Annotated in this window: 16 protein-coding genes; 8 read left to right on the top strand and 8 right to left on the bottom strand. The window is 72.2% G+C overall.

All coding sequences use genetic code 11. The features are described from left to right. Window positions 1–73: 73 nt before the first annotated feature. Window positions 74–2866: a preprotein translocase subunit SecA gene (gene secA, locus MTP10_RS36595; protein ID WP_310715758.1), complete on the bottom strand. Its 2793-nt coding sequence runs from the start codon at window positions 2864–2866 to the stop codon at window positions 74–76. A gap of 162 nt (window positions 2867–3028) precedes the next feature. Between secA and MTP10_RS36600 the strand changes: the two genes are divergently transcribed. After that, entirely contained in the window at window positions 3029–3352 is a 324-nt protein-coding gene (locus MTP10_RS36600; RefSeq protein WP_310715760.1) for an HGxxPAAW family protein, read from the top strand. A gap of 388 nt (window positions 3353–3740) precedes the next feature. After that, window positions 3741–5048 (top strand): DNA glycosylase AlkZ-like family protein, encoded by a 1308-nt coding sequence (locus MTP10_RS36605; RefSeq protein WP_310715762.1) that lies wholly within the window; start codon window positions 3741–3743, stop codon window positions 5046–5048. Here the strand turns inward: MTP10_RS36605 and MTP10_RS36610 are convergent. The 6 genes from MTP10_RS36610 to mtrA all read right to left on the bottom strand — a co-directional run bounded on the left by MTP10_RS36610 (window position 5041) and on the right by mtrA (window position 12152). Further along, a complete protein-coding gene (locus MTP10_RS36610; RefSeq protein WP_310715763.1) occupies window positions 5041–5739 on the bottom strand; it encodes a response regulator transcription factor in 699 nt (232 codons plus the stop codon). The two genes, MTP10_RS36605 and MTP10_RS36610, sit on opposite strands and share 8 nt — an antisense overlap. A 160-nt stretch (window positions 5740–5899) precedes the next feature. Next, the gene (hpf, locus tag MTP10_RS36615) at window positions 5900–6577 is read right to left on the bottom strand and encodes a ribosome hibernation-promoting factor, HPF/YfiA family (RefSeq protein ID WP_310715765.1); all 678 of its coding nucleotides are present in this window, start codon (window positions 6575–6577) and stop codon (window positions 5900–5902) included. Window positions 6578–7200: 623 nt separating this feature from the next. Next, complete coding sequence (locus MTP10_RS36620; protein ID WP_310715767.1) at window positions 7201–7896, bottom strand: phosphoribosyltransferase family protein; 696 nt, start codon at window positions 7894–7896, stop codon at window positions 7201–7203. A 46-nt stretch (window positions 7897–7942) separates the two neighbouring features. After that, window positions 7943–9724: an LpqB family beta-propeller domain-containing protein gene (locus tag MTP10_RS36625; protein ID WP_310715769.1), complete on the bottom strand. Its 1782-nt coding sequence runs from the start codon at window positions 9722–9724 to the stop codon at window positions 7943–7945. Then, a complete protein-coding gene (gene mtrB / locus MTP10_RS36630) occupies window positions 9711–11453 on the bottom strand; it encodes an MtrAB system histidine kinase MtrB (protein ID WP_310715771.1) in 1743 nt (580 codons plus the stop codon). The genes MTP10_RS36625 and mtrB overlap by 14 nt, the downstream gene beginning before the upstream one ends. Before the next feature lie 21 nt (window positions 11454–11474). Further along, window positions 11475–12152, bottom strand: a complete 678-nt coding sequence (gene mtrA, locus MTP10_RS36635; RefSeq protein WP_106236674.1) for an MtrAB system response regulator MtrA — start codon at window positions 12150–12152, stop codon at window positions 11475–11477. Window positions 12153–12419: 267 nt separating this feature from the next. Between mtrA and MTP10_RS36640 the strand changes: the two genes are divergently transcribed. Genes MTP10_RS36640 through MTP10_RS36660 form a run of 5 tightly spaced genes read left to right on the top strand, consistent with a single transcriptional unit; the run spans window position 12420 to window position 17957 of the window. Further along, a complete protein-coding gene (locus MTP10_RS36640; protein ID WP_310715774.1) occupies window positions 12420–13715 on the top strand; it encodes a glycerophosphoryl diester phosphodiesterase membrane domain-containing protein in 1296 nt (431 codons plus the stop codon). An 11-nt stretch (window positions 13716–13726) separates the two neighbouring features. Beyond that, complete coding sequence (locus MTP10_RS36645; protein WP_310715777.1) at window positions 13727–14368, top strand: DUF4129 domain-containing protein; 642 nt, start codon at window positions 13727–13729, stop codon at window positions 14366–14368. A 52-nt stretch (window positions 14369–14420) separates the two neighbouring features. Beyond that, entirely contained in the window at window positions 14421–15614 is a 1194-nt protein-coding gene (locus tag MTP10_RS36650; protein ID WP_310715778.1) for a DUF4350 domain-containing protein, read from the top strand. Then, window positions 15604–16584: a MoxR family ATPase gene (locus MTP10_RS36655; protein ID WP_310715780.1), complete on the top strand. Its 981-nt coding sequence runs from the start codon at window positions 15604–15606 to the stop codon at window positions 16582–16584. Before MTP10_RS36650 ends, MTP10_RS36655 begins: the two co-directional genes overlap by 11 nt. Next, window positions 16584–17957: a DUF58 domain-containing protein gene (locus tag MTP10_RS36660; protein WP_310715782.1), complete on the top strand. Its 1374-nt coding sequence runs from the start codon at window positions 16584–16586 to the stop codon at window positions 17955–17957. Before MTP10_RS36655 ends, MTP10_RS36660 begins: the two co-directional genes overlap by 1 nt. 35 nt (window positions 17958–17992) lie before the next feature. Here the strand turns inward: MTP10_RS36660 and MTP10_RS36665 are convergent, their stop codons facing one another. Further along, window positions 17993–18985 carry a stage II sporulation protein M gene (locus MTP10_RS36665; protein WP_310715784.1) on the bottom strand — a complete coding sequence of 331 codons (993 nt, stop codon included), beginning with the start codon at window positions 18983–18985 and terminating at the stop codon, window positions 17993–17995. Between the two features lie 51 nt (window positions 18986–19036). Between MTP10_RS36665 and MTP10_RS36670 the strand changes: the two genes are divergently transcribed. Continuing rightward, window positions 19037–19693, top strand: a complete 657-nt coding sequence (locus tag MTP10_RS36670) for an RDD family protein (RefSeq protein WP_310715786.1) — start codon at window positions 19037–19039, stop codon at window positions 19691–19693. Window positions 19694–19735: the final 42 nt, after the last annotated feature.

Below are 19735 nucleotides of genomic sequence, written 5' to 3' on the forward strand. Positions count from 1 at the left end.
GCCTCACCCCCGGAAGCCGAGCGGCCCCGCTCCCCTCGCGTGAGCGAGAGGGGCGGGGCCGTGGAGCCTCGGGTCAGGCCGCGTTGCGCGGGTCGCCGTGGCAGCGCTTGTACTTCTTGCCGGAACCGCACGGGCACGGCGCGTTGCGCTCGACGTTGCCGTAGGCCGCCCGCTCCGCCGCACTGGTGCGGACCCGGGTGTGCTCGACGTCGCCCTGCTCGCCCGGCGCGGTGTACTCCAGCTCCGCGGGCCGCTCGGGCCCGCGCAGACCGCGCGCGATGATGGAGCGGGTCTCCGCCATCACCGAGTCCTCTTCCTCCTCGACGATCGGGTTCTGCTGAACCTCGACCTCGATGTTGAACAGGAATCCGACGGAGTCCTCCTTGATGCCCTCGAGCATCGCGGCGAACATCTCGAAGCCCTCGCGCTGGTACTCGATCTGCGGGTCCTTCTGCGCGTAGGCCCGCATGCCGATGCCCTCGCGCAGGTAGTCCATCTCGTACAGGTGCTCGCGCCACTTGCGGTCGAGGACGGACAGGATGACCCGGCGCTCGAACTCGCGCATCGCCTCGGAGCCGAGCTCCTGCTCGCGCCGGTCGTACGCCTCCAGCGCGTCCTTCTTGACCTTCTCGCTGATGAACTCGCGGGTGAGCTCCTCGCGCGAGCCGGCCTCCTTGACCAGGTCGTCGACCGTGATCTGGATCGGGTAGAGCTCGCTGAACGCCTTCCACAGCTTGTCGAGGTCCCACTCCTCGGCGAAGCCCTCGGAGGTGGCGCCCACGACGTAGCCGTCGATCACCTCGCCGACGAAGCCGCGGACCTGCTCGTGCAGGTCGGCGCCCTCCAGCACCCGGTGGCGCTCGGCGTAGATGACCTTGCGCTGGCGGTTCATCACCTCGTCGTACTTGAGAACTTCCTTGCGGATCTCGAAGTTCTGCTGCTCGACCTGGTGCTGCGCGGAGGCGATGGCCTTGGAGACGATGCCGGACTCGATCGGCTGGTCGTCCGGGATGTTGAGCCTGGTCATGATCATCTCGACGCGGGCCGAGTTGAACAGGCGCATCAGGTCGTCGCCGAGCGAGAGGTAGAAGCGCGACTCGCCGGGGTCGCCCTGACGGCCGGAGCGGCCGCGGAGCTGGTTGTCGATGCGGCGCGACTCGTGGCGCTCGGTGCCGAGGACGTAGAGGCCGCCGATCTTGGTGACCTCGTCGTGCTCGGCCTTGACCGCGGCGTTGGCCTTCTCCAGCGCCTCCGGCCAGGCCTTGTCGTACTCGTCGGGCGTCTCGACCGGGTCGAGGCCGCGCTGGCGCAGCTCCAGGTCGGCGCGGAACTCGGGGTTGCCGCCGAGCATGATGTCGGTGCCGCGGCCGGCCATGTTGGTGGCGACGGTGACGGCGCCCTTGCGGCCCGCCTCGGCGATGATCGCGGCCTCACGCTCGTGGTTCTTCGCGTTGAGCACCTCGTGCGGCACGCCCCGGCGCTTGAGCGCCCGCGACAGCCGCTCCGACTTCTCGACCGAGGTGGTGCCGACGAGCACCGGCTGGCCCTGCTCGTAGCGCTGCCTGATGTCCTCGACCACGGCGTCGAACTTGGCGTCCTCGGTCTTGTAGACCACGTCCGCCTGGTCCTTGCGGATCATCGGCCGGTTGGTCGGGATGGGGACCACGCCGAGCTTGTACGTCTTGTGGAACTCGTTGGCCTCGGTGACGGCGGTGCCGGTCATGCCGGACAGCTTCTCGTAGAGGCGGAAGTAGTTCTGGAGCGTGACGGTGGCGAGAGTCTGGTTCTCGTCCTTGATCTTCACGCCTTCCTTGGCCTCGATGGCCTGGTGCATGCCCTCGTTGTAGCGACGGCCGTGCAGGATGCGCCCGGTGAACTCGTCGACGATCAGGACCTCGCCGTCGGAGACGATGTAGTCCTTGTCCTTCTTGAAGAGCTCCTTGGCCTTGAGCGCGTTGTTGAGGAAGCCGACCAGGTGGGTGTGCTCGGGCTTGTAGAGGTTGTCGATGCCGAGCCAGTCCTCGACCTTGGCGACGCCCGCCTCCAGCACGCCGACCGTGCGCTTCTTCTCGTCGACGACGTAGTCGCCGGTGCTCTCCTCGCCGGGGTTCTTCGCCTCGACGCCCTTGCGCAGCCGGGGCACGATCTTGGCGAACTCGGCGTACCACTTGCCGGACTGCTCGCCGGGGCCGGAGATGATCAGCGGCGTGCGGGCCTCGTCGATGAGGATGGAGTCGACCTCGTCGACGATCGCGAAGAAGTGGCCGCGCTGCACGCACTCGTCCAGCGACCAGGCCATGTTGTCGCGCAGGTAGTCGAAGCCGAACTCGTTGTTGGTGCCGTACGTGATGTCGGCCTCGTACTGCTTGCGGCGCTCGTCGGGCTGCTGCCCGGACAGGATCACGCCGACCTCGAGCCCGAGGAAGCGGTGGATGCGGCCCATCTTCTCGGCGTCGCGCTTGGCGAGGTAGTCGTTGACCGTGATCACGTGCACGCCGTTGCCCGCCAGCGCGTTGAGATAGGCGGGCAGGGTGCAGGTCAGGGTCTTGCCCTCACCGGTCTTCATCTCGGAGATGTTGCCCATGTGGAGGTTGGCGCCGCCCATGATCTGGACGTCGTAGGGGCGCTGGCCGAGCACGCGGCGCGCCGCCTCACGCACGGTGGCGAACGCCTCGGGAAGCAGCTCGTCGAGCGATTCGCCGTCGGCGTGGCGCTGCTTGAACTCGTCCGTCAGCGCGCGCAACTCCGCGTCGGACAGGCTCGTGAAGTCGTCCTCAATGGAGTTGACCTGGTCTGCGATCCGCTTGAGCTTGCGGAGGATCTTGCCCTCGCCGGCACGCAGGATCTTGTCGAGAATGGCTGCCACTTTATGTAAAGCTCCTCGCAGGTCTACCCCGGCGGCGCCGCCAGGAGGAGAGGCCGAGACAAACTTCCCCGTTGCCATGGTAGGCGGTTCCGCCAGCGGACACAGCCACCGCGGCAGCGAGGGCGCAGGTGATGTCTGGGAGAATGGGGTCAGGCAGAGGGTATGCCGGTTGACAGCCGGCTCGCACCAAATAGCGGGATATCCGGCAAAGGGAAGGATTTTGTCATGGTTGAAGGCCAGAAGACGGAGCAGACTGAGAATCTCGGCAGTCACGGCGGTCGTGCGTCTTCGTGGCTGGCGGTCACCGTCATGCTGATCGGGTTCATCGTCGGCGGAGTCGGCATGACCATGGCGACCTGGACGCTCATCTGGATCGGCGTCGGCCTGGTGGTCGTGGGCGGCATCCTCGCGCTCGTCTTCGACATCTTCACCGACGTCGTGATCGACGCGCCCCGCGTCGGCATGTCCACCGAAGACCACCGCTGACCCCGTCCGTCCGGGCACCGGAGCGGCGCCACCCAGGGATGCCGCCGCTCCCCCGCCCGGACGAGCCACGGACCCGGACGGCCCGAGGGGCGCGGACGGGCGGTCGGGGTCCGGCTGGGCGTCCCGGATGGCCGGGCCCTCCGGGGGTTTCCGGAGTGCGGGGTCCTTCGGGCGCGTCGGCCACGTGTTGACGGCGTGCGCGCGGCCACGGACCGGCCCCACGGCAGCGTCCCCAGACGACCGTGTCGTACCGGTTCAGGTATGACACTCCCACCTTGGGCGTAAGCCGGTGGACTGGGTGTGGTTTCTCCGCTCTCCGCCGCCGACCCGTTCTGTCGGTGGGCGGCGCTAGCATGCGCGGCATGCTTCGCCGTACGGAATCGTCGACATGACGGACCTCACCGCTGACGAGGCGCGCCGGATCATCCTGCGCGCGCAGGGACTGCTCGGCGCCGAGGGGCGCCGGGGCGGCGTGCGGGGCATGCTCCGCAGGCTCGGCGCGGTGCAGCTCGACACGATCTCCGTCCTCGCCCGCTCCCACGAGCTGGTCGCCTACGCGCGCCAGGGAGCGGTCGGCAGGCCGGCGGTCGAGCGGGCCTACTGGGACGACCCCGCCCAGAGCTTCGAGTACTGGTGCCACGCCGCGTGCATCCTGCCGATCGAGCACTGGCCGCTCTACGCGTTCCGCCGCCGGGCCTACCAGGAGCGCAAGTTCCGGTGGCACCAGGTTCCCACCGGCCATGTCGAGGAGCTGCTGGAGCGGGTGCGTGCGGCGGGTCCGGTCACGACGGCCGACGTGGGCGGCGCCCGGGCGGCCAGGCGCTCCGACGGCGACGGGCAGGCCGGCGAGTGGTGGGACTGGTCCGAGTCCAAGATCGCGCTGGAGTGGCTGCTCGACATCGGCGAGCTCGTCTGCACGCGGCGCGTCGGCTGGCGGCGGGTCTACGACCTCGCCGAGCGCGTGGTCCCCGCCGATCTCCTGGCCGAGGACCTCACCGACGAGGAGTGCGTCGTACGGCTCGCGCGTGTCGCGGGGCGGGCGCTGGGCGTGGCGACCCGGGGCGACCTGATCGACTTCCTGCGGCTCAAGGGCAGGTACGCCGCGATGCTGGACGAGTGCCTGCTCAGCGGCGCGGCCGGGCTGGTGCCCGTCACCGTGTCGGGATGGCCGGCACGGGGCGCGTCCAACGGCGCCACCACCGCGAGCGGCGGCAACGGCAAGGTGGCGGTCGCCGTCAACGGCCAGGGCGCGGCCAAGGGGAAGGGGGCGACGGGCAGGGGCGCGGCGGCGTGGGCCGATCCCGAGGCGCTCGCCGCCGAGCCGCGCGGCCGTCACCGCACGACGCTGGTCTCGCCGTTCGACTCGCTCATCTGGCACCGCGGCCGCACCGAGCGGGTCTTCGGCTTCTCGTACACGCTGGAGCTGTACGTGCCGCGCCACAAGCGCATGCACGGCTACTTCACCATGCCCGTGCTGGCCGGCGGCCGGCTGATCGGCCGGGTCGATCCGGCGCGAGAGGGGTCCACCCTGGTGGCGCGTCAGCTCAGCCTGGAGCCCGGCCTGAGTGGCGCGAAGTGGGCCGACGCGCTGCGTGACGCCCTGTGGTCGGCCGCCGAGTGGGTGGGCTGCGACGCCGTGCGGGTCGAGCGCGCCGACCCGGGCCTCGCCGCCCACCTGGAGACGGCCGTCAGGTGATCTCCAGCATGCGCTCGCGCACGGCGTAGACGACCGCCTCCATGCGCGAGTGCAGCTGCAGCTTGTCCAGGATGTTGCGGACGTGGTTCTTCACCGTGTTCTCGCTGATGAAGAGCTGCTTGGCGATCTCCCGGTTGTTCATGCCCTTGGCGACCAGGCGCAGCACTTCCATCTCGCGCTCGGTGAGCCGCGGGACCGGCAGCTGGGGCGGCCGCTCGGCCTCCTTGCGGCTCATGTTCGCGAACTCGGTGATGAGCTTGGCCGCCATGGCCGGGTTGATGAGCGACTGGCCCTCGTGGACGCCGCGCACGGCCGCCGGGACGTCGTTGATCTGGACGTCCTTGAGCAGGTAGCCCGTGGCGCCGGCCTTGATGGCCTCGAAGAGGTCCTCCTCCTCGTCGCTCACCGTGAGCATGATGATGCGGGTGCTCGGCACCGAGGCCTTGATGCCCTTGGTGGCCTCGATGCCGTCCTGCCGGGGCATGCGCACGTCCATCAGCGCCACGTCGGGCATGAGGCGGTCGGCCAGTTCGACCGCCTCATGACCGTCGCTCGCCTCTCCGACCACGTCGATGTCGGGCTCGGCGGCCAACGCCAGAGCCAGGCTCCGCCTGATCAGCTCGTGGTCGTCCACGATCAGCACGCGGATCGGCTCGCCGCCGGGCGCGCCGCCCTCACCGGGCTCGGTCACAGGGCCTCCTCGGTCAGCCTCGCGACCTCGCTTCGCTCGCTCACACACACCTGACTGAGCTCGCTCACGTCTCCTCCTCGTCGGGGGGCCAGAGCCGTTGGACCGATGATGACACGAGTGCCCGATCCTCGGTTGGTCGAGAAGATCCTTTAAGACGCTATCAGGGCTCGACGAGCCGCAACACGCCGTAGTTGTACCCGCGCCGGTTGTAGACGACGCACGGCTGGCCGCTCTCCTTGTCACGGAACAGGTAGAAGTCGTGCCCGACCAGCTCCATCTCCAGGAGGGCCTGGTCGATGGTCATGGGTTCGGCGCGGTGAAACTTCTCCCGGACGATGAGCGGGCCGTCACCTTCCATCTCGATGGGGACGATGTCGTCGTACTGCTGGTCGTCGTACTGGGAGTCCTCGGGCAGGTCGTCGTTCTCGGGCTCGGCCTCGGCGGTGACGAGCGGGGACGGGGTGGGCGCCAGGTCCGCGGCGTCAGGGAGCGTCGCGGTGAGTTCCGCCACGGAGGGCGGGCAGTGGTTGCCGTGGTGGACCTTGCGCCGGTCGGCGAGCCTGCGCAGGCGGCCTTCCAGCTTGTCCAGGGCGATGTCGAGGGCGGAGAAGCGGTCGTCGGCGGAGGCCTCGGCCCTGATGGCGGGTCCCCGGGAATGGATGGTCAGCTCGACGCGCTCGCGTTGTGCGGCGAGGCGCGGATTGCGTTCCTTCGACACCTCCACGTCTACTCTGATCAGCTTGCTGTCGAGACGCTCGATTCTGGCCAGCTTGGTCGTCACTTGGTCTCGGAACCGGTCACTCACTCCTGTGTGCCGGCCCTTGACGATGATGTCCATGCAACAGCCCCCCTTCGCCTAACGACTGAGATAGAGCGCCCGGCGACGCGCCTGCCGAGCGGGGTCCTCTGTTCGCCTCCTGTTCACCGTTCCCCGCTTTTGGCCGTCCATCACCGGGGTTTCGGATGGCACCCGTCCGGCCGACCTGGTCTTCGACCCCACATCCGCCTGCTGAGGGTTTCGCGGCTCTGATGCCACTACTGCCCTTCTCTCCTGACGAGGGACATCTGGACCCTCGGGAAGGCAGGACTTACCCCTAAGCCGCACCGTGATCGGTCGACAAAGAGTCGCCTTACGTGGACCGTTTCGCCTGCGGCTGGCATCGGCTAGCAGAGCCGGGACTCCCGGCTCTGCGCAACCACGGACCCGAACGGGTGCCATGTCAGAACGCTATCCGGATCGGACCCGAATGTCAGCCGGAGGATTACCTAAATGATCACTTTCTGTGATTTTCGCTTGGGGTGACCTGGGGGAAGGTTGCCCCGGTTTAGGATCTCCCTACCTTTATGTACGGCGAGATGATCTCTCTGAGCTGGTCTCATGCCGTACACCGGGTAGTCGGATGTGACCCCGCCGTGAGCGCGGCCGGGCACGCAGCGTCACCACGATGACCGTAATCCTTGTTAGAACCTTCGGCGTGTCGCCGCCACGGTCGCCGCGCACACCACCTCCGCGCCCGACCCGCGCAGCGCCCTCGCGGCCTCGGCGAGCGTGGCCCCGGTGGTCACCAGATCGTCCACGACCACCACGGGACTCCCCAGAGGGCCCGGAACGGTCCTGTGCGGGCTCCGGGGCGCGGCGGTGACGCGCAGGGAGCCGGCCAGGTTGGCGGCCCGCTCGGCCGCGCCCAGCCCCGCCTGGTCGGCCACCCGCCGCGCCGGGGTCAGCGCGCGGCACAGCACGGCCGGATGGCCCAGCCGCCGCAGCGCGCGCACGGCCCGCTCGGCGAGCCGGTCCATCGGGTCGTGGCCCCGGGCCCGCACGGCGCGGCGGGCGCTCGGCACCGGCACGACCAGGAACGGGCCCTCGACGCGGTGAGCCTCAGCGAGGGCCGAGGCGACGGTCAAGGCCAGCAGAGCGGCGAGCGGGGCCGCCAGGCCGGTCTGGGCGCGCTCCTTGTAGGCGATCACGGCCCGCCGCACCGGCCCTTCGTACCGGGCCCCGGACCAGCACCCGGGAAGGCCGGCGGGACACGGGACCGGCATCCGGGGGGCCGGGGCGACGAGGGGCCCGAGGCACTCGCCGCACAACGGCTCGCCGGCCGCGCCGCAGCCCACGCAGGCGCGCGGCAGGAGCACGTCGAGTACGGCGTTCAGCACGCGGCCCAGCATGCATGACCGCACCGACATTCCCGCCGGGGACGGGTCAGCCGAGGGAGAAGACCGGGTTCTCGGCCTCGCCCGTGGCCTTGGAGACCCACGCCTGCTTGTCCTGGTTGAGCTCCAGGATCTCCTTGCTGTCCGCCGTGGCCGCCAGCACCCGCACCCCCAGGGCACTGATCGAGGAGAGCCGCTTGACCGGCGGGAGCTGCGTGGTCTGCCCGTCGCCGACGTAGATCTCCCTGACGCTCTGCACGTTGTCGCTCTGCACCAGCACCAGCAGCCGCTCGCCGTCGCGCCAGGCGATGTCCTTGATCTCCTCCTCGTCGGCCACCGTCGTCAGCGTCTGGAAGTTGCCCAGCATGGGCGCCCCGCCGCCCCCGGTGATCGCGCCCACCCGGACCTCGTTCTTGCCGATCGTCACCGCGACCCGCACGCCGTCGCGGGAGATGCGCAGCCGCGTGACGTCGAGCCCGTCGAGGCCGGGCGCGGCGACCCGCTCGGGGCCGCGGCCGGCGCCCGGGTCGCAGCGCAGCACGGCGTCGTTGGCCCGGTCGTAGGTCCACAGGGTGCCGTCGCGGTGCCAGGAGGGCGGGGTCAGGTCCGCCTCGCGGCCCTCGATCCAGCGCTGCCACCGGCCGTCGGGGGCGATCCGGGCGACCCAGATGCCGCCTCCGGCCGCCTCCGTTCCGCGCCCGGCGACCATGGCGCCGCCGTCGGCCATCGCCAGGCTGCGGTACAGGTCGTTCGGCTGGCCCGCCGGGCCCTGGACGGCGTTGCCGGGCCGCTCGTCGCCGAGGGAGCGCACCGCGCCCCGGCTGACGTAGTAGGCGGGGCTGACGTTGCTGCCCAGCCAGTCCTCGCGCATGTCGTCGGCCCGGATGACCAGCGGATCGGAGGAGTAGAACGGCTCGCCGTCGATCTGCACCTCGATGGTGCGGCCGTTGGCCATGTCGTTGTTGTTGAGCGTCCACTTGAGCTGCGCCTTCAGCCCGTCGGTGTAGAGCTCGTCGGGCTCGATGGGGCCGTGCAGGTCGACCACGACGCGGTCGTCGTCGGACCTGACCGAGCGGACGCTCATGCCCTGCGGGAAGACACTGCCGACCGCGCCGTGCAGCGCCTTGCTCGGCCCCTCCAGGAGGCGGCGGACGATGGTCTGCGCGAAGTTCTCGGCGGGCTTGATGCGCAGCCAGACCCGGTCGACGATGAGCCGCCGCTCGGCGAACGCCTGGCTGACCCCGGGCGGCCCGGCCAGGTAGTACAGCTTGGTCGGCCGGTAGGCGCGGGCCACGTCGTCCATGGTGAGCAGCAGCCCGGCGCCCCGCTCGATCGACTGGACGTGGTAGGCGCCCTGCGCGTCCTTGACCAGCGTGAAGTCGACGGAGATGTCGCCCGCCGAGGCCGCGAACGGCATGTACGTGTCGTCGGACTCGATGCGGGCGACGGGGGTGCCGGTGAGCCGGATGACGACCTGGTCGCCGTCGCTCTTGCCGACGTAGTCGTACTTGGGACGGTTGGCGATGACGGTGACGGGCCCGTCCGGTTTCCAGGTCTTCGCGGTCGCGGGCGTGAGGTAGGTGAGCAGCACGTCCGGCTCGTCGGCGTACGCCGCCATCGCCGCCTGGAGTCCCTGGACGACCTGGAGGGGCGCCCACGCCGGCTGCGGCCTGACGGCGATCATGCGCTGGAACGGCTTGCTCATCGGGTCGCCGCCGCCGGCCTCGTCCACGGGGAACGGCCCGCCGACCGGGATCACCGCGCAGCCGCCGCCCGCCCACGCCGCGACGGCGACGGCCAGGACGGCGGCGAGCCGCCTATGCCTCCTCATGCACGGCCCCGTCTCCCGACGCCGGCAGCAGCACCGGGGTCATCTGGCCTCGCCAGGTGCGGCGCATCTCGATCTCCGGGGGCACCAGCGGCAGCGGGGACCCCTTGAGGTCGGCCCCCGCCGTCCTGGGCAGCGTGAGCCTGAACTGGGAGCCCTCGCCCGGCTGCCCCCACGCCTGGAGCCAGCCGCCGTGCAGCGTGGCGTCCTCGCGGGAGATGGCCAGGCCGAGCCCGGTGCCGCCGATGGTGCGCGCCCGCGAGGGGTCGGCGCGCCAGAACCGGTCGAACACCATCGTCTCCTCGCCGGCCTTCAGGCCGATGCCGTGGTCGCGTACGGCGACGGCGACGGCGTCGCGGTCGGCGCCCACGGTGACCACCACGTCACGGCCCTCGCCGTGCTCGATCGCGTTGAACAGCAGGTTGCGCAGGATCCGCTCGACCCGCCGGTTGTCCATCTCGGCCATGCACGGCTCGTTGGGCAGCCGGAGCTCGAAGCGGGTGGCGTGGCGCTCGGCCAGCGCCTCGGAGTCGGCGATGGCGCGCAGCACGACGTCACGCACGTCGACGGAGTCGAGGTCGAGGGTGGCGGCGCCGGCGTCGTAGCGGCTGATCTCCAGCAGGTCGGCCAGCATCGACTCGAAGCGTTCGAGCTGGGCCTGCATGAGCTCGGCCGAGCGGGCGGCCATCGGCTCGAAGTCCTCGCGGGCGTCGTAGAGCAGGTCGGCGGCCATCCGCACGGTGGTCAGCGGCGTGCGCAGCTCGTGGGAGACGTCCGAGACGAACTGGCGCTGCACCTGGGAGAGCTCCTCCAACTGGTGGATCTTGAGCGCGAGGTTGCCCGCCATCTCGTTGAACGAGGTCGCCAGGCGGGCCAGGTCGTCCTCGCCGCGTACCTTGAGCCGCTCGTCGAGCTTGCCGGCGGCCAGCCGCTCGGCGGCCTGGCGCGCCAGCCGGACGGGAGTGACGACCTGGCGTGCCACGAGGTAGGCGATCGCGGCGAGCAGCAGCACCAGCCCGAAGCCCACCACGACGATGGCGAGCCGGACGTTGGAGAGCATCTGCTCTTCGTCGTTGAGCGGGAAGAAGTGGTAGACCTCGTAGGCCGGCTGGGCCTCGGGCGGGACGAGGCCGCCGATGACCAGCGTCAGCCGGGGCTGGCTGTCGCCGCTGAAGCGGATGAGCGCCTGGTGTCGCAGCGGCTTGTCGTAGCGCATCTTCTGGGCCTGGCGTTCGAGGCCCTGCCGGAGCGCGACCGGCACGTCCTGCGGCGACACCTTGCCGGAGGCGCGCGAGGCGCCGGGGGTGGTGGTGTTGAGGACGAGCACCTCGTAGCGCTTCTTGGAGCCGTTCTCGCCGGAGCCGGTGATGGTGTTCATCACGGCGTCGAGCGGGTCGGCGGGCGCGCTCTTGCCCGTCTCGGAGGGTTTGGCCTGGTCGTCGGGCTCCTGGCTGAGCGCGGCGGCGATCTGGACGCGGTCGGCGAACGCCTCGCTGGCGGCGGACGCCTGGCTGCTCGCGATGACCGACTTGTTGATCTGGTCGGAGAGGAACACGCCGAGCACGACCACGACCGTCACGGAGATGACCAGCGTGCTGGTGACGACCTGAAGCTGGAGCGAGCGCCGCCAGGCCCGGCGGACCGCCCCCACCGCACGCCGCGCCCGCCGGCGGACCCCGCCCAGGATCTGGCGGAGCGTCCGTCGACGGAGACCGTTCCTCGTCGGGGGCATGGCGTGGGGGAAGGGACCGCGCTAGGCGGGTCCGGCCTTGTACCCCACGCCGCGGACGGTGACCACGATCTCGGGGTGCTCCGGGTCCTTCTCGATCTTGGCCCTGAGACGCTGCACGTGCACGTTGACCAGGCGCGTGTCGGCGGCGTGCCGGTAGCCCCAGACCTGCTCCAGCAGCACCTCGCGGGTGAACACCTGCCGCGGCTTGCGGGCGAGGGCGACGAGCAGGTCGAACTCGAGCGGCGTGAGGTTGATGGTCTCCTCGCCCCGCTTGACGGAGTGGCCCGCGACGTCGATCGTGATGTCGCCGATCTGCAGGATCTCCGGCGTCGGCTCGTCGGTGCGGCGCAGCCGCGCCCGCACGCGCGCCACCAGCTCCTTCGGCTTGAACGGCTTGACGATGTAGTCGTCGGCGCCGGACTCCAGCCCCAGAACGATGTCGATCGTGTCGCTCTTGGCCGTGAGCATGACGATCGGGACCCCTGACTCGGCCCTGATCCTGCGCGCCACGTCGATGCCGTCGGCCCCCGGCAGCATCAGGTCGAGCAGCACGAGATCCGGGCGCGTGTCCCGGAACGCGTCAAGCGCCTTGTCGCCGTCGGAGACAAAGGATGGTTCGAAGCCTTCCCCGCGCAACACGATGCCCAGCATCTCGGCGAGAGCGGCATCGTCGTCGACGACCAGCACGCGACCTTTCATGGCCCCTCATTCGTTCTACGCATTCTGGGACATACCAGCACGATCGCTGAAGGTTACCCTTGGTCGGCTCATGTGTGGGACACGAGACCTTCAAATGACGAATTTTAGACTCGCACCACGATCGCCGTCTCAGTCTGCGGTAACCGACCGCCTTTCTGCCATCCCCCGGCGAGATCACCCCGCTTGAATCACCCGCGAATGCGGGCAAGTACGCACCGAAAGCCCTCCCCGACACCACGGCGTCCCCCAGCGTGCCAGGATTGGGATATGTCTGACGGTCACGGCCCCTCACCCGAGACGCCACCAGGCTGGGCGGCCGAGCAGCCCCCACCCTACGGCGCTCCGCAGCCTTCGCCGTGGACCGCCCCCGGCTCCGCCCCGGGAGCTCCGCGCGGCGACGGCCCGGAGACTCCCCACCAGCAGGCCGCTCACTCTCCGTACACGACCCATCCCCAGCAGCCGCCGGGCGGCCGGCCCGACGGGTACGGGCAGCAGGGCTACGGGCCGCAGGGATACGGGCCCCAGGGCTACGGCTACGCGCCGCCGGCGGCCCCGCGGCCCGGCATCATCCCGCTGCGCCCGCTGCGGCTCGGCGACATCCTCGACGGCGCCATCAAGCTGGTCCGCTCCAACCCCAAGGCGGTTCTCGGGCTGTCCGCCGTCGCCGCGCTGCTGGCCTCCGTGCCGGTCGCCGTGGGCCAGGCGTTCCTGCTCGGCTCGATGCGCACGGCCATCCGCGACTCGTTCACCGACCCGACGGCCGTCGGCACGACCGGCCTGTACGACGACTTCCTCGCCCAGTACGGCGGCACGCTCGCCTCGCTGGCCATCAGCTTCGTGGCCGTGACCATCCTGACCGGCGTGCTGACGCGCATCCTCGGCCGGGCCGTCTTCGGCGGCTCCATCACCGCGGGCGAGGCGTGGCGGCTGACCCGGGGGCGGCTGCCCGCGCTCTTCGGCATGGTGGGCCTGCTGGCGGTCGTCATGGTCGTCCCCGTCCTCGTCTTCGCCCTGATCCTCTGGGCGCTGGCCGGCGCCGGGTCCCTGTCCGAGGGCGGGCTGATCGGCGTCGTGCTGCTGATGGCCCTCCTGTACCTGGCGTACGCGTTGTACTTCCGCACCGTCTTCGGGCTGGCGTCCCCGGCCGTCGTCCTGGAGGGCCTGGGCCCGGTCGCCGCCCTGCGGCGCTCCTGGGAGCTCGTCCGCGGCGACTTCTGGCGCGTGTTCGGCATCCTGCTGCTCACCTCGCTGATCGTGGGCGTGGTCGCGAGCATCCTGCAGGTGCCGTTCACCATGGTCGGCACGGTGCTGGGCGTCCTCGGCAGCGGCGCGGGCTCGGCGATCGTGGCGGCGGTGCTCATCGCCGTCGGCGGCACGCTGGGCGCGATGATCAGCTATCCGATCGAGGCCGGCGTCGCGGGCCTGCTCTACGCCGACCGCCGCATGCGCAGCGAGGCGTTCGACCTCGTCCTGCAGACCGCGGCCGTCGAGCAGCAGCGGCAGGGCTGGGTGCACGCGTCGGCGGACGACCTCTGGCGTCCCACCGGCACGCCGCGGCCGTGAGCCTCGCGCCCGTGATCCCGCCCGTTATCCTTTCCGCGAGCCCGATCGGCAGGGACGAGGCGGCCCGCCGGGCCGCCGAGGAGCTCTCCGGGCCCGCGTACGCCCACGAGTCGCTGATCGACCTGGTCTACCGCCGCTTCCTCCAGTTCGTGGAGGACCTCATGGACGCGGTGACCGGCGGCGGCACCACCGGGGGCGTCATCGCGGCCGTCCTCATCACGCTGGTCCTCGTCGGGCTGGTCGCACTGGGCGCCTGGCGGATGCGGCGCGCCGCGCGCGAGAACGCGCGGGCCCTGCCGGGCGTGTTCGGCGAGCGGGTGATGACCGCCGCCGAGCACCGGCAGGCGGCCGAGCGCGCCGCCGCCGAGGGGCGCCACGGCGAGGCGATCCGGGAGCGGCTGCGCGCGATCGCCCGCGACCTGGAGGCGCGCGCGCTGGTCGACGGGCAGCCCGGCCGCACGGCCGACGAGCTGGCGGAGGAGGCGGGCCGGGCACTGCCGGGCTTCGCCGCCGACCTGGCCGCCGCCGCGCGCTCGTTCGACGACGTGACGTACGGCGGCGTGAGCGGCACCCCCGGGGCCTACGCGGCCATGCGCGACCTCGACGAGCGCCTCCGCCAGGCCAGGCCCGCCGCGCTGGGAGCACCGGCATGAGCGCCCGCCACGACCTCCGGGCACCGCTCGGCCGGCGCGGGGAGGGCCCGGCATGAGCCTCGCGACCGGTTCCGGCATGGGGCCCGGCCAGGCCGGGGAGTCGTCGTCCACCTCGCCGACCGTCCGCTCCGCCTGGCGCGCGAGCCGGTGGGCGGCGCTGCTCGGCCTGATCATCGTGGCGGCGGCGGTCCTGAGCGTGGTCATCGGCGGCGGCGGAGAACCGTCGCGCCGGCTCGACCCCGACGACACCTCCCTCGACGGCTCCAAGGCGCTGGCCGAGCTGCTGCGCGAGCGCGGCGTGACCGTGGACCGGGTGGACTCGGTGACGCGGGCCCGGGAGCTGGCGCAGCAGGGCGACCGGCTGCTGCTGGTCACCAGCACGAGCCTCGTCCTCGACCCGGCCGCGCTGGCGGCGATCCGCGGCGACCGCGTCGTGGTCGGCGACGTCTACCGCGTCGACCTGCTCGCCCCCGGCGTCCGCGTCGCCTCGGAGGCCCCGCGCGAACGCTCGCGCGAGCCGGAGTGCTCGCTGCCCGCCGCGACGGCCGCGGGCAGCGCCTTCATGGGCGGCTCGGCCTTCACCGCCCCGCGCGGCGCCACCGGCTGCTACCCGGTCGCCGGCGACGCGGGCTGGACACTCGTCAGCCTGCCCAACGCGGGCGGCACGACCACGGTCGTCGGCGGCGGCGAGTTCATGACCAACCGGCGCCTGGCCGAGGACGGCAACGCGGCGCTCGCGCTCAACCTGCTGGGCTCGGCCAAGGCCGTGACCTGGCTGGTCGAGCCGCCGCGGGACGAGACACTGGCCGGCCCCGCCGGCGAGTCGGTCTACGACCTGATGCCGCCCGGCGTCCCGTGGGCCGTGGGCATGGCGGTGGTGGCCGTGCTGGTCACCGCGTTGTGGCGGGGCAGGCGGCTCGGCCCGGTGGTGACCGAGCGGCTGCCGGTCGTCGTGCGGGCCGCCGAGACGGTCGAGGGGCGCGGACGGCTCTACCGGGCCAGGCGCGCCCGGGGCCGGGCGGCCGACGTGCTGCGGGCCGGCGCGATCGACCGGCTCGTGCCCCGGCTCGGGCTGACGGCCGACGCGGGCCGGCACGAGGTCGTCGCGGCCGTCGCCGTACGGACCGGGCACGATCCGCGGCAGGTCGGGGCGGCGCTGTACGGGCCGGAGCCCGCCGACGACGCCGGGCTCGTCGCCCTGGCCCAGTACCTGGACTCCATCGAAAGGACGGTCGGTGAACACTGAGGAGACCACCCGCGTGGCGGACCGCGGTGAGGCGGCCCGCGAGGCGCTGGCGGCGCTGCGGGCGGAGGTGTCCAAGGCCGTGGTCGGCCAGGACGCGGTGGTGACCGGGCTGGTGATCGCGCTGCTGTGCCGGGGGCACGTGCTGCTCGAAGGCGTGCCGGGCGTCGCCAAGACGCTCATGGTCCGCACGCTGGCCGCGGCCCTGGACCTGGAGTTCAAGCGGGTGCAGTTCACGCCCGACCTGATGCCGGGCGACGTGACCGGGTCGCTGGTGTACGACGCGAGGACGGCGGAGTTCGAGTTCCGCGAGGGGCCGGTGTTCACCAACCTGCTGCTCGCCGACGAGATCAACCGCACCCCGCCGAAGACCCAGGCGGCGCTGCTGGAGGCCATGGAGGAGCGGCAGGTCAGCGTCGAGGGCGACGCCCGCCCGCTGCCCGACCCGTTCGTGGTGTGCGCCACCCAGAACCCCGTCGAGTACGAGGGCACCTACCAGCTCCCCGAGGCCCAGCTCGACCGGTTCCTGGTCAAGCTGACCGTGCCGCTGCCGCCGCGCGAGCAGGAGATCGCGGTGCTGGAGCGGCACGCGCACGGCTTCGACCCGCGCGACCTGTCGCACGTGCGCCCCGTGGCGACGGCCGCCGACCTGGCCGCCGGGCGCCAGGCGGTGGCGGGTGTGCACGTCGCCCCCGAGGTGCTCGGCTACATCGTGGACGTGTCCCGCGCCACCCGTAACTCCCCGTCGCTCCAGCTCGGCGTCTCGCCGCGCGGCGCGACCGCGCTGCTGGCCGCCTCGCGCGCCTGGGCGTGGCTGTCGGGCCGCGCGTACGTCACGCCGGACGACGTCAAGGCACTGGCCCGGCCGGCGCTGCGGCACCGGGTGCAGCTGCGGCCCGAGGCCGAGCTGGAGGGGGCGACCGCCGACGGGCTGCTCGACGGCATCCTGGCCTCGGTCCCGGTCCCGCGCTGATGGCTCTGACGGGACGCGCCGCGCTGGTCGCCGCGCTCGGCGTCGTGGTGGTGCTGGTGGCGCCGCGGCCGGGGGCGGCGCTGACCGGGGTCTGCCTCGTGCTGGCCGCGGCGATCCTCGTGGACCTGGCGCTGGCCGGCTCCGTGCGCCCCCTGCGCCTCCACCGCTCCGGCGAGACGCTGGTGCGGCTCGGGCAGCGGGCCACGGTCGAGCTGGTCGTGGAGAACCCGGGCTCCCGGCGGGTCCGCGGCGTGCTGCGCGACGCCTGGCCGCCCTCGGCGGGGGCGTCCCCCCGCGTGATGAAGCTGGACGTGCCGCCCGGCGAGCGCCGCCGGCTCACCGTGACACTCACCCCCACCAGGCGCGGCGACCGGGCGTCCGTGGCGGTGACCGTGCGCTCCGTCGGCCCCCTCGGACTGGCCGCGCGCCAGGGACGGCACCGCTCTCCTTGGGCGGTGCGGGTGCTGCCGCCGTTCCTGTCGCGCAAGCACCTGCCGGCGCGGCTGGCCCGGCTGCGCGAGCTGGAGGGCCGGCACCCGGCGCTGGTGCGCGGGCAGGGCACGGAGTTCGACTCGCTGCGCGAGTACGTGGTGGGCGACGACGTGCGCTCGATCGACTGGCGGGCCACCGCGCGCCGCCACGACGTCGTGGTACGCACCTGGCGCCCCGAGCGGGACCGGCGGGTGCTGATCGTCCTCGACACCGGCCGCACCTCGGCCGGCCGGGTGGGCGAGGCGCCGATACCGCTGGCCGGGGCCGCCGCGAACGGCGGCGGGCCGCTGGTCCGGTCCGGCACGCGACCGGTGCCGGGCTGGCCGCGGCTCGACTGGTCGATGGACGCGGCGCTGCTCCTCGCCGCGCTGGCCGCCCGCGCCGGCGACCGGGTCGACTTCCTCGCCCACGACCGGGCCGTGCGCGCCTGGGTGTCCGGCTCCTCCCGCACCGAGCTGCTGTCGTCGCTGGTCAACGCGATGGCGCCGATCGAGGCCGAGCTGGTCGAGGCCGACTCGCAGGGCATGGTGGCCGCGATCCTGGCGCGGGCCAAGCGGCGCTGCCTGGTCGTGCTGCTGACCGACCTCAACGCGGCCGCGCTGGACGAAGGGCTGATGCCGGTGCTGCCCCAGCTCTCCTCGCGCCACCTGGTGCTCGTCGCGGCCGTCTCCGACCCTCGGGTGGCGGCCATGGCGGCGAGCAAGGGCACGGCCGAGGAGGTGTACGACGCCGCGGCGGCCGAGCGCACCCGGCTGGACCGGAGGCGCATCACCGCGCGGCTGCGCCGGCACGGGGTCGAGGTGGTGGACGCGCCGCCGGACGACATCGCGCCCGCGCTGGCGGACGCCTACCTCGCGCTCAAGGCAGCCGGCCGGCTGTAGCCGCCCGTTCCGCGTGACGGCCCGTCGTACCCCCGTCAGGCGCTGGGGGCGACGTCGGGGGCGTGCTCGATGTCGCCCGTCTCGTCGCGGCGGGCGGCCCGCCGCCCGAACACCAGCACGTACGCGAGGAACGCGACCTCCGCGAGCACCCCGATGGCGATCCGCCCCCACGTCGGCAGCCCCGACGGGGTGACGAACGCCTCGATCAGCCCCGACACGAACAGCACCACGACCAGCCCGAGCGCCACGGCCATCACCGCGCGCCCCTGCTCGGCCAGCGCCTCGGCGCGCCTGCGCGGCCCCGGGTCGACGACCGTCCAGCCCAGCCGCATGCCGACGGCCGCCGCGAGGAACACCGCGGTCAGCTCCAGCAGCCCGTGCGGCATGATCAGCCCGAAGAACACGTCCAGCTTGCCGCGCGAGGCCATGAGGCCGCCGGAGACGGCGACGTTGGCCGCGTTGGTCCACAGCACGTACGGGATGGGCAGCCCGAGGAAGATGGCGTAGACGATGACCTGCGCCGACACCCACGCGTTGTTGATCCACACCCGGCCGGCGAACGACGCGGCCGGGTTCTCGGAGTAGTAGTCGGCGAAGTCGTGCTCGACGAGCCGCCGGATCTCGTCCGGGGACGCGATCGCCGTCTGCACCTGCGGGTCGCCGGCCACCCACGCGCCCATCACCCACGCCACGGCCGTGAACGCCACGGCGGTGGCCAGCCACCACCACCGCGCCCGGTAGGCCACCACGGGGAACGACACCGTGAAGAACCTCACCAGCTCCCGCCACGCCGGGGCGTGCGCCCCGGTGACCGCCGACCGGGCGCGGGCGACCAGCGCCGACAGGCGGCCCGCCAGGATCGCGTCGGCCGAGGACGAGCGGACGATCGACAGGTGGGTGGACACCCGCTGGTAGAGGTCGACCAGCTCGTCCACCTCGGCGCCGGTCAGGGACGAGCGGTGCTTGGCGAGGTGCTCGAGCCGGTCCCAGGCGGGGCGGTGCGCCGTGACGAACGCGTCGATGTCCACCCGACCATTGTGGCCGGTCGATCAGCGGGCCATTGCCGTTAGGCTCCACATATGTCTGAGGTCGTGACCGGGGACGCCGTCGTCGTCGAGGTACGGGTGGCGCAGCTTCCGACCCGTGCGGTGGCGCTCGTCATCGACATGGTCGTGCAGGTGACGCTGCTCGTCGCCGCTCTCGTCGCGGTGCAGGCGTTCGCGCTGGTCAGCGATCCGGCGATGATCGCCGCCGTCATGATCGTGTTCATGGTGCTGGTGATGGTCGGCTATCCGGTGATCTTCGAGTCGGTCACGCGGGGGCGCAGCCTCGGCAAGCTGGCCATGGGCCTGCGGGTGGTGGGCGACGACGGCGGGCCCGAGCGGTTCCGCCAGGCGCTGTTCCGCGGGCTGGCGGGGATGGTGGAGATCTGGGCGTTCACCGGGGCGCCGGCGCTGATCTCCTCGCTGATCTCGCAGCGGGGCAAGCGGCTGGGCGACGTCTTCGCGGGCACGATCGTGATCGCCGAGCGGGGGCCGCGCGACCAGGGCCACCTCATCGTCATGCCGCCGCCGCTGGCGTCCTGGGCCGCGCGGCTGGAGCTGTCGCAGCTGCCCGAGGAGGCGGCCACGGCCGCCCGGCAGTACCTCCTGCGCTGGCCGAGGACGCGCGGACCCACGAGCTCGGCATCCACGTCGACGTCAGAGGGGACCAGCTGTTCCTGCGCGGCCAGGTGAGCGGGAGCGATCAACGCGTACGACTCGGGGAGGTGGCGCACG

The sequence above is a fragment of the Nonomuraea sp. 3-1Str genome (assembly GCF_031570565.1).
Classification (GTDB): Bacteria; Actinomycetota; Actinomycetes; order Streptosporangiales; family Streptosporangiaceae; genus Nonomuraea.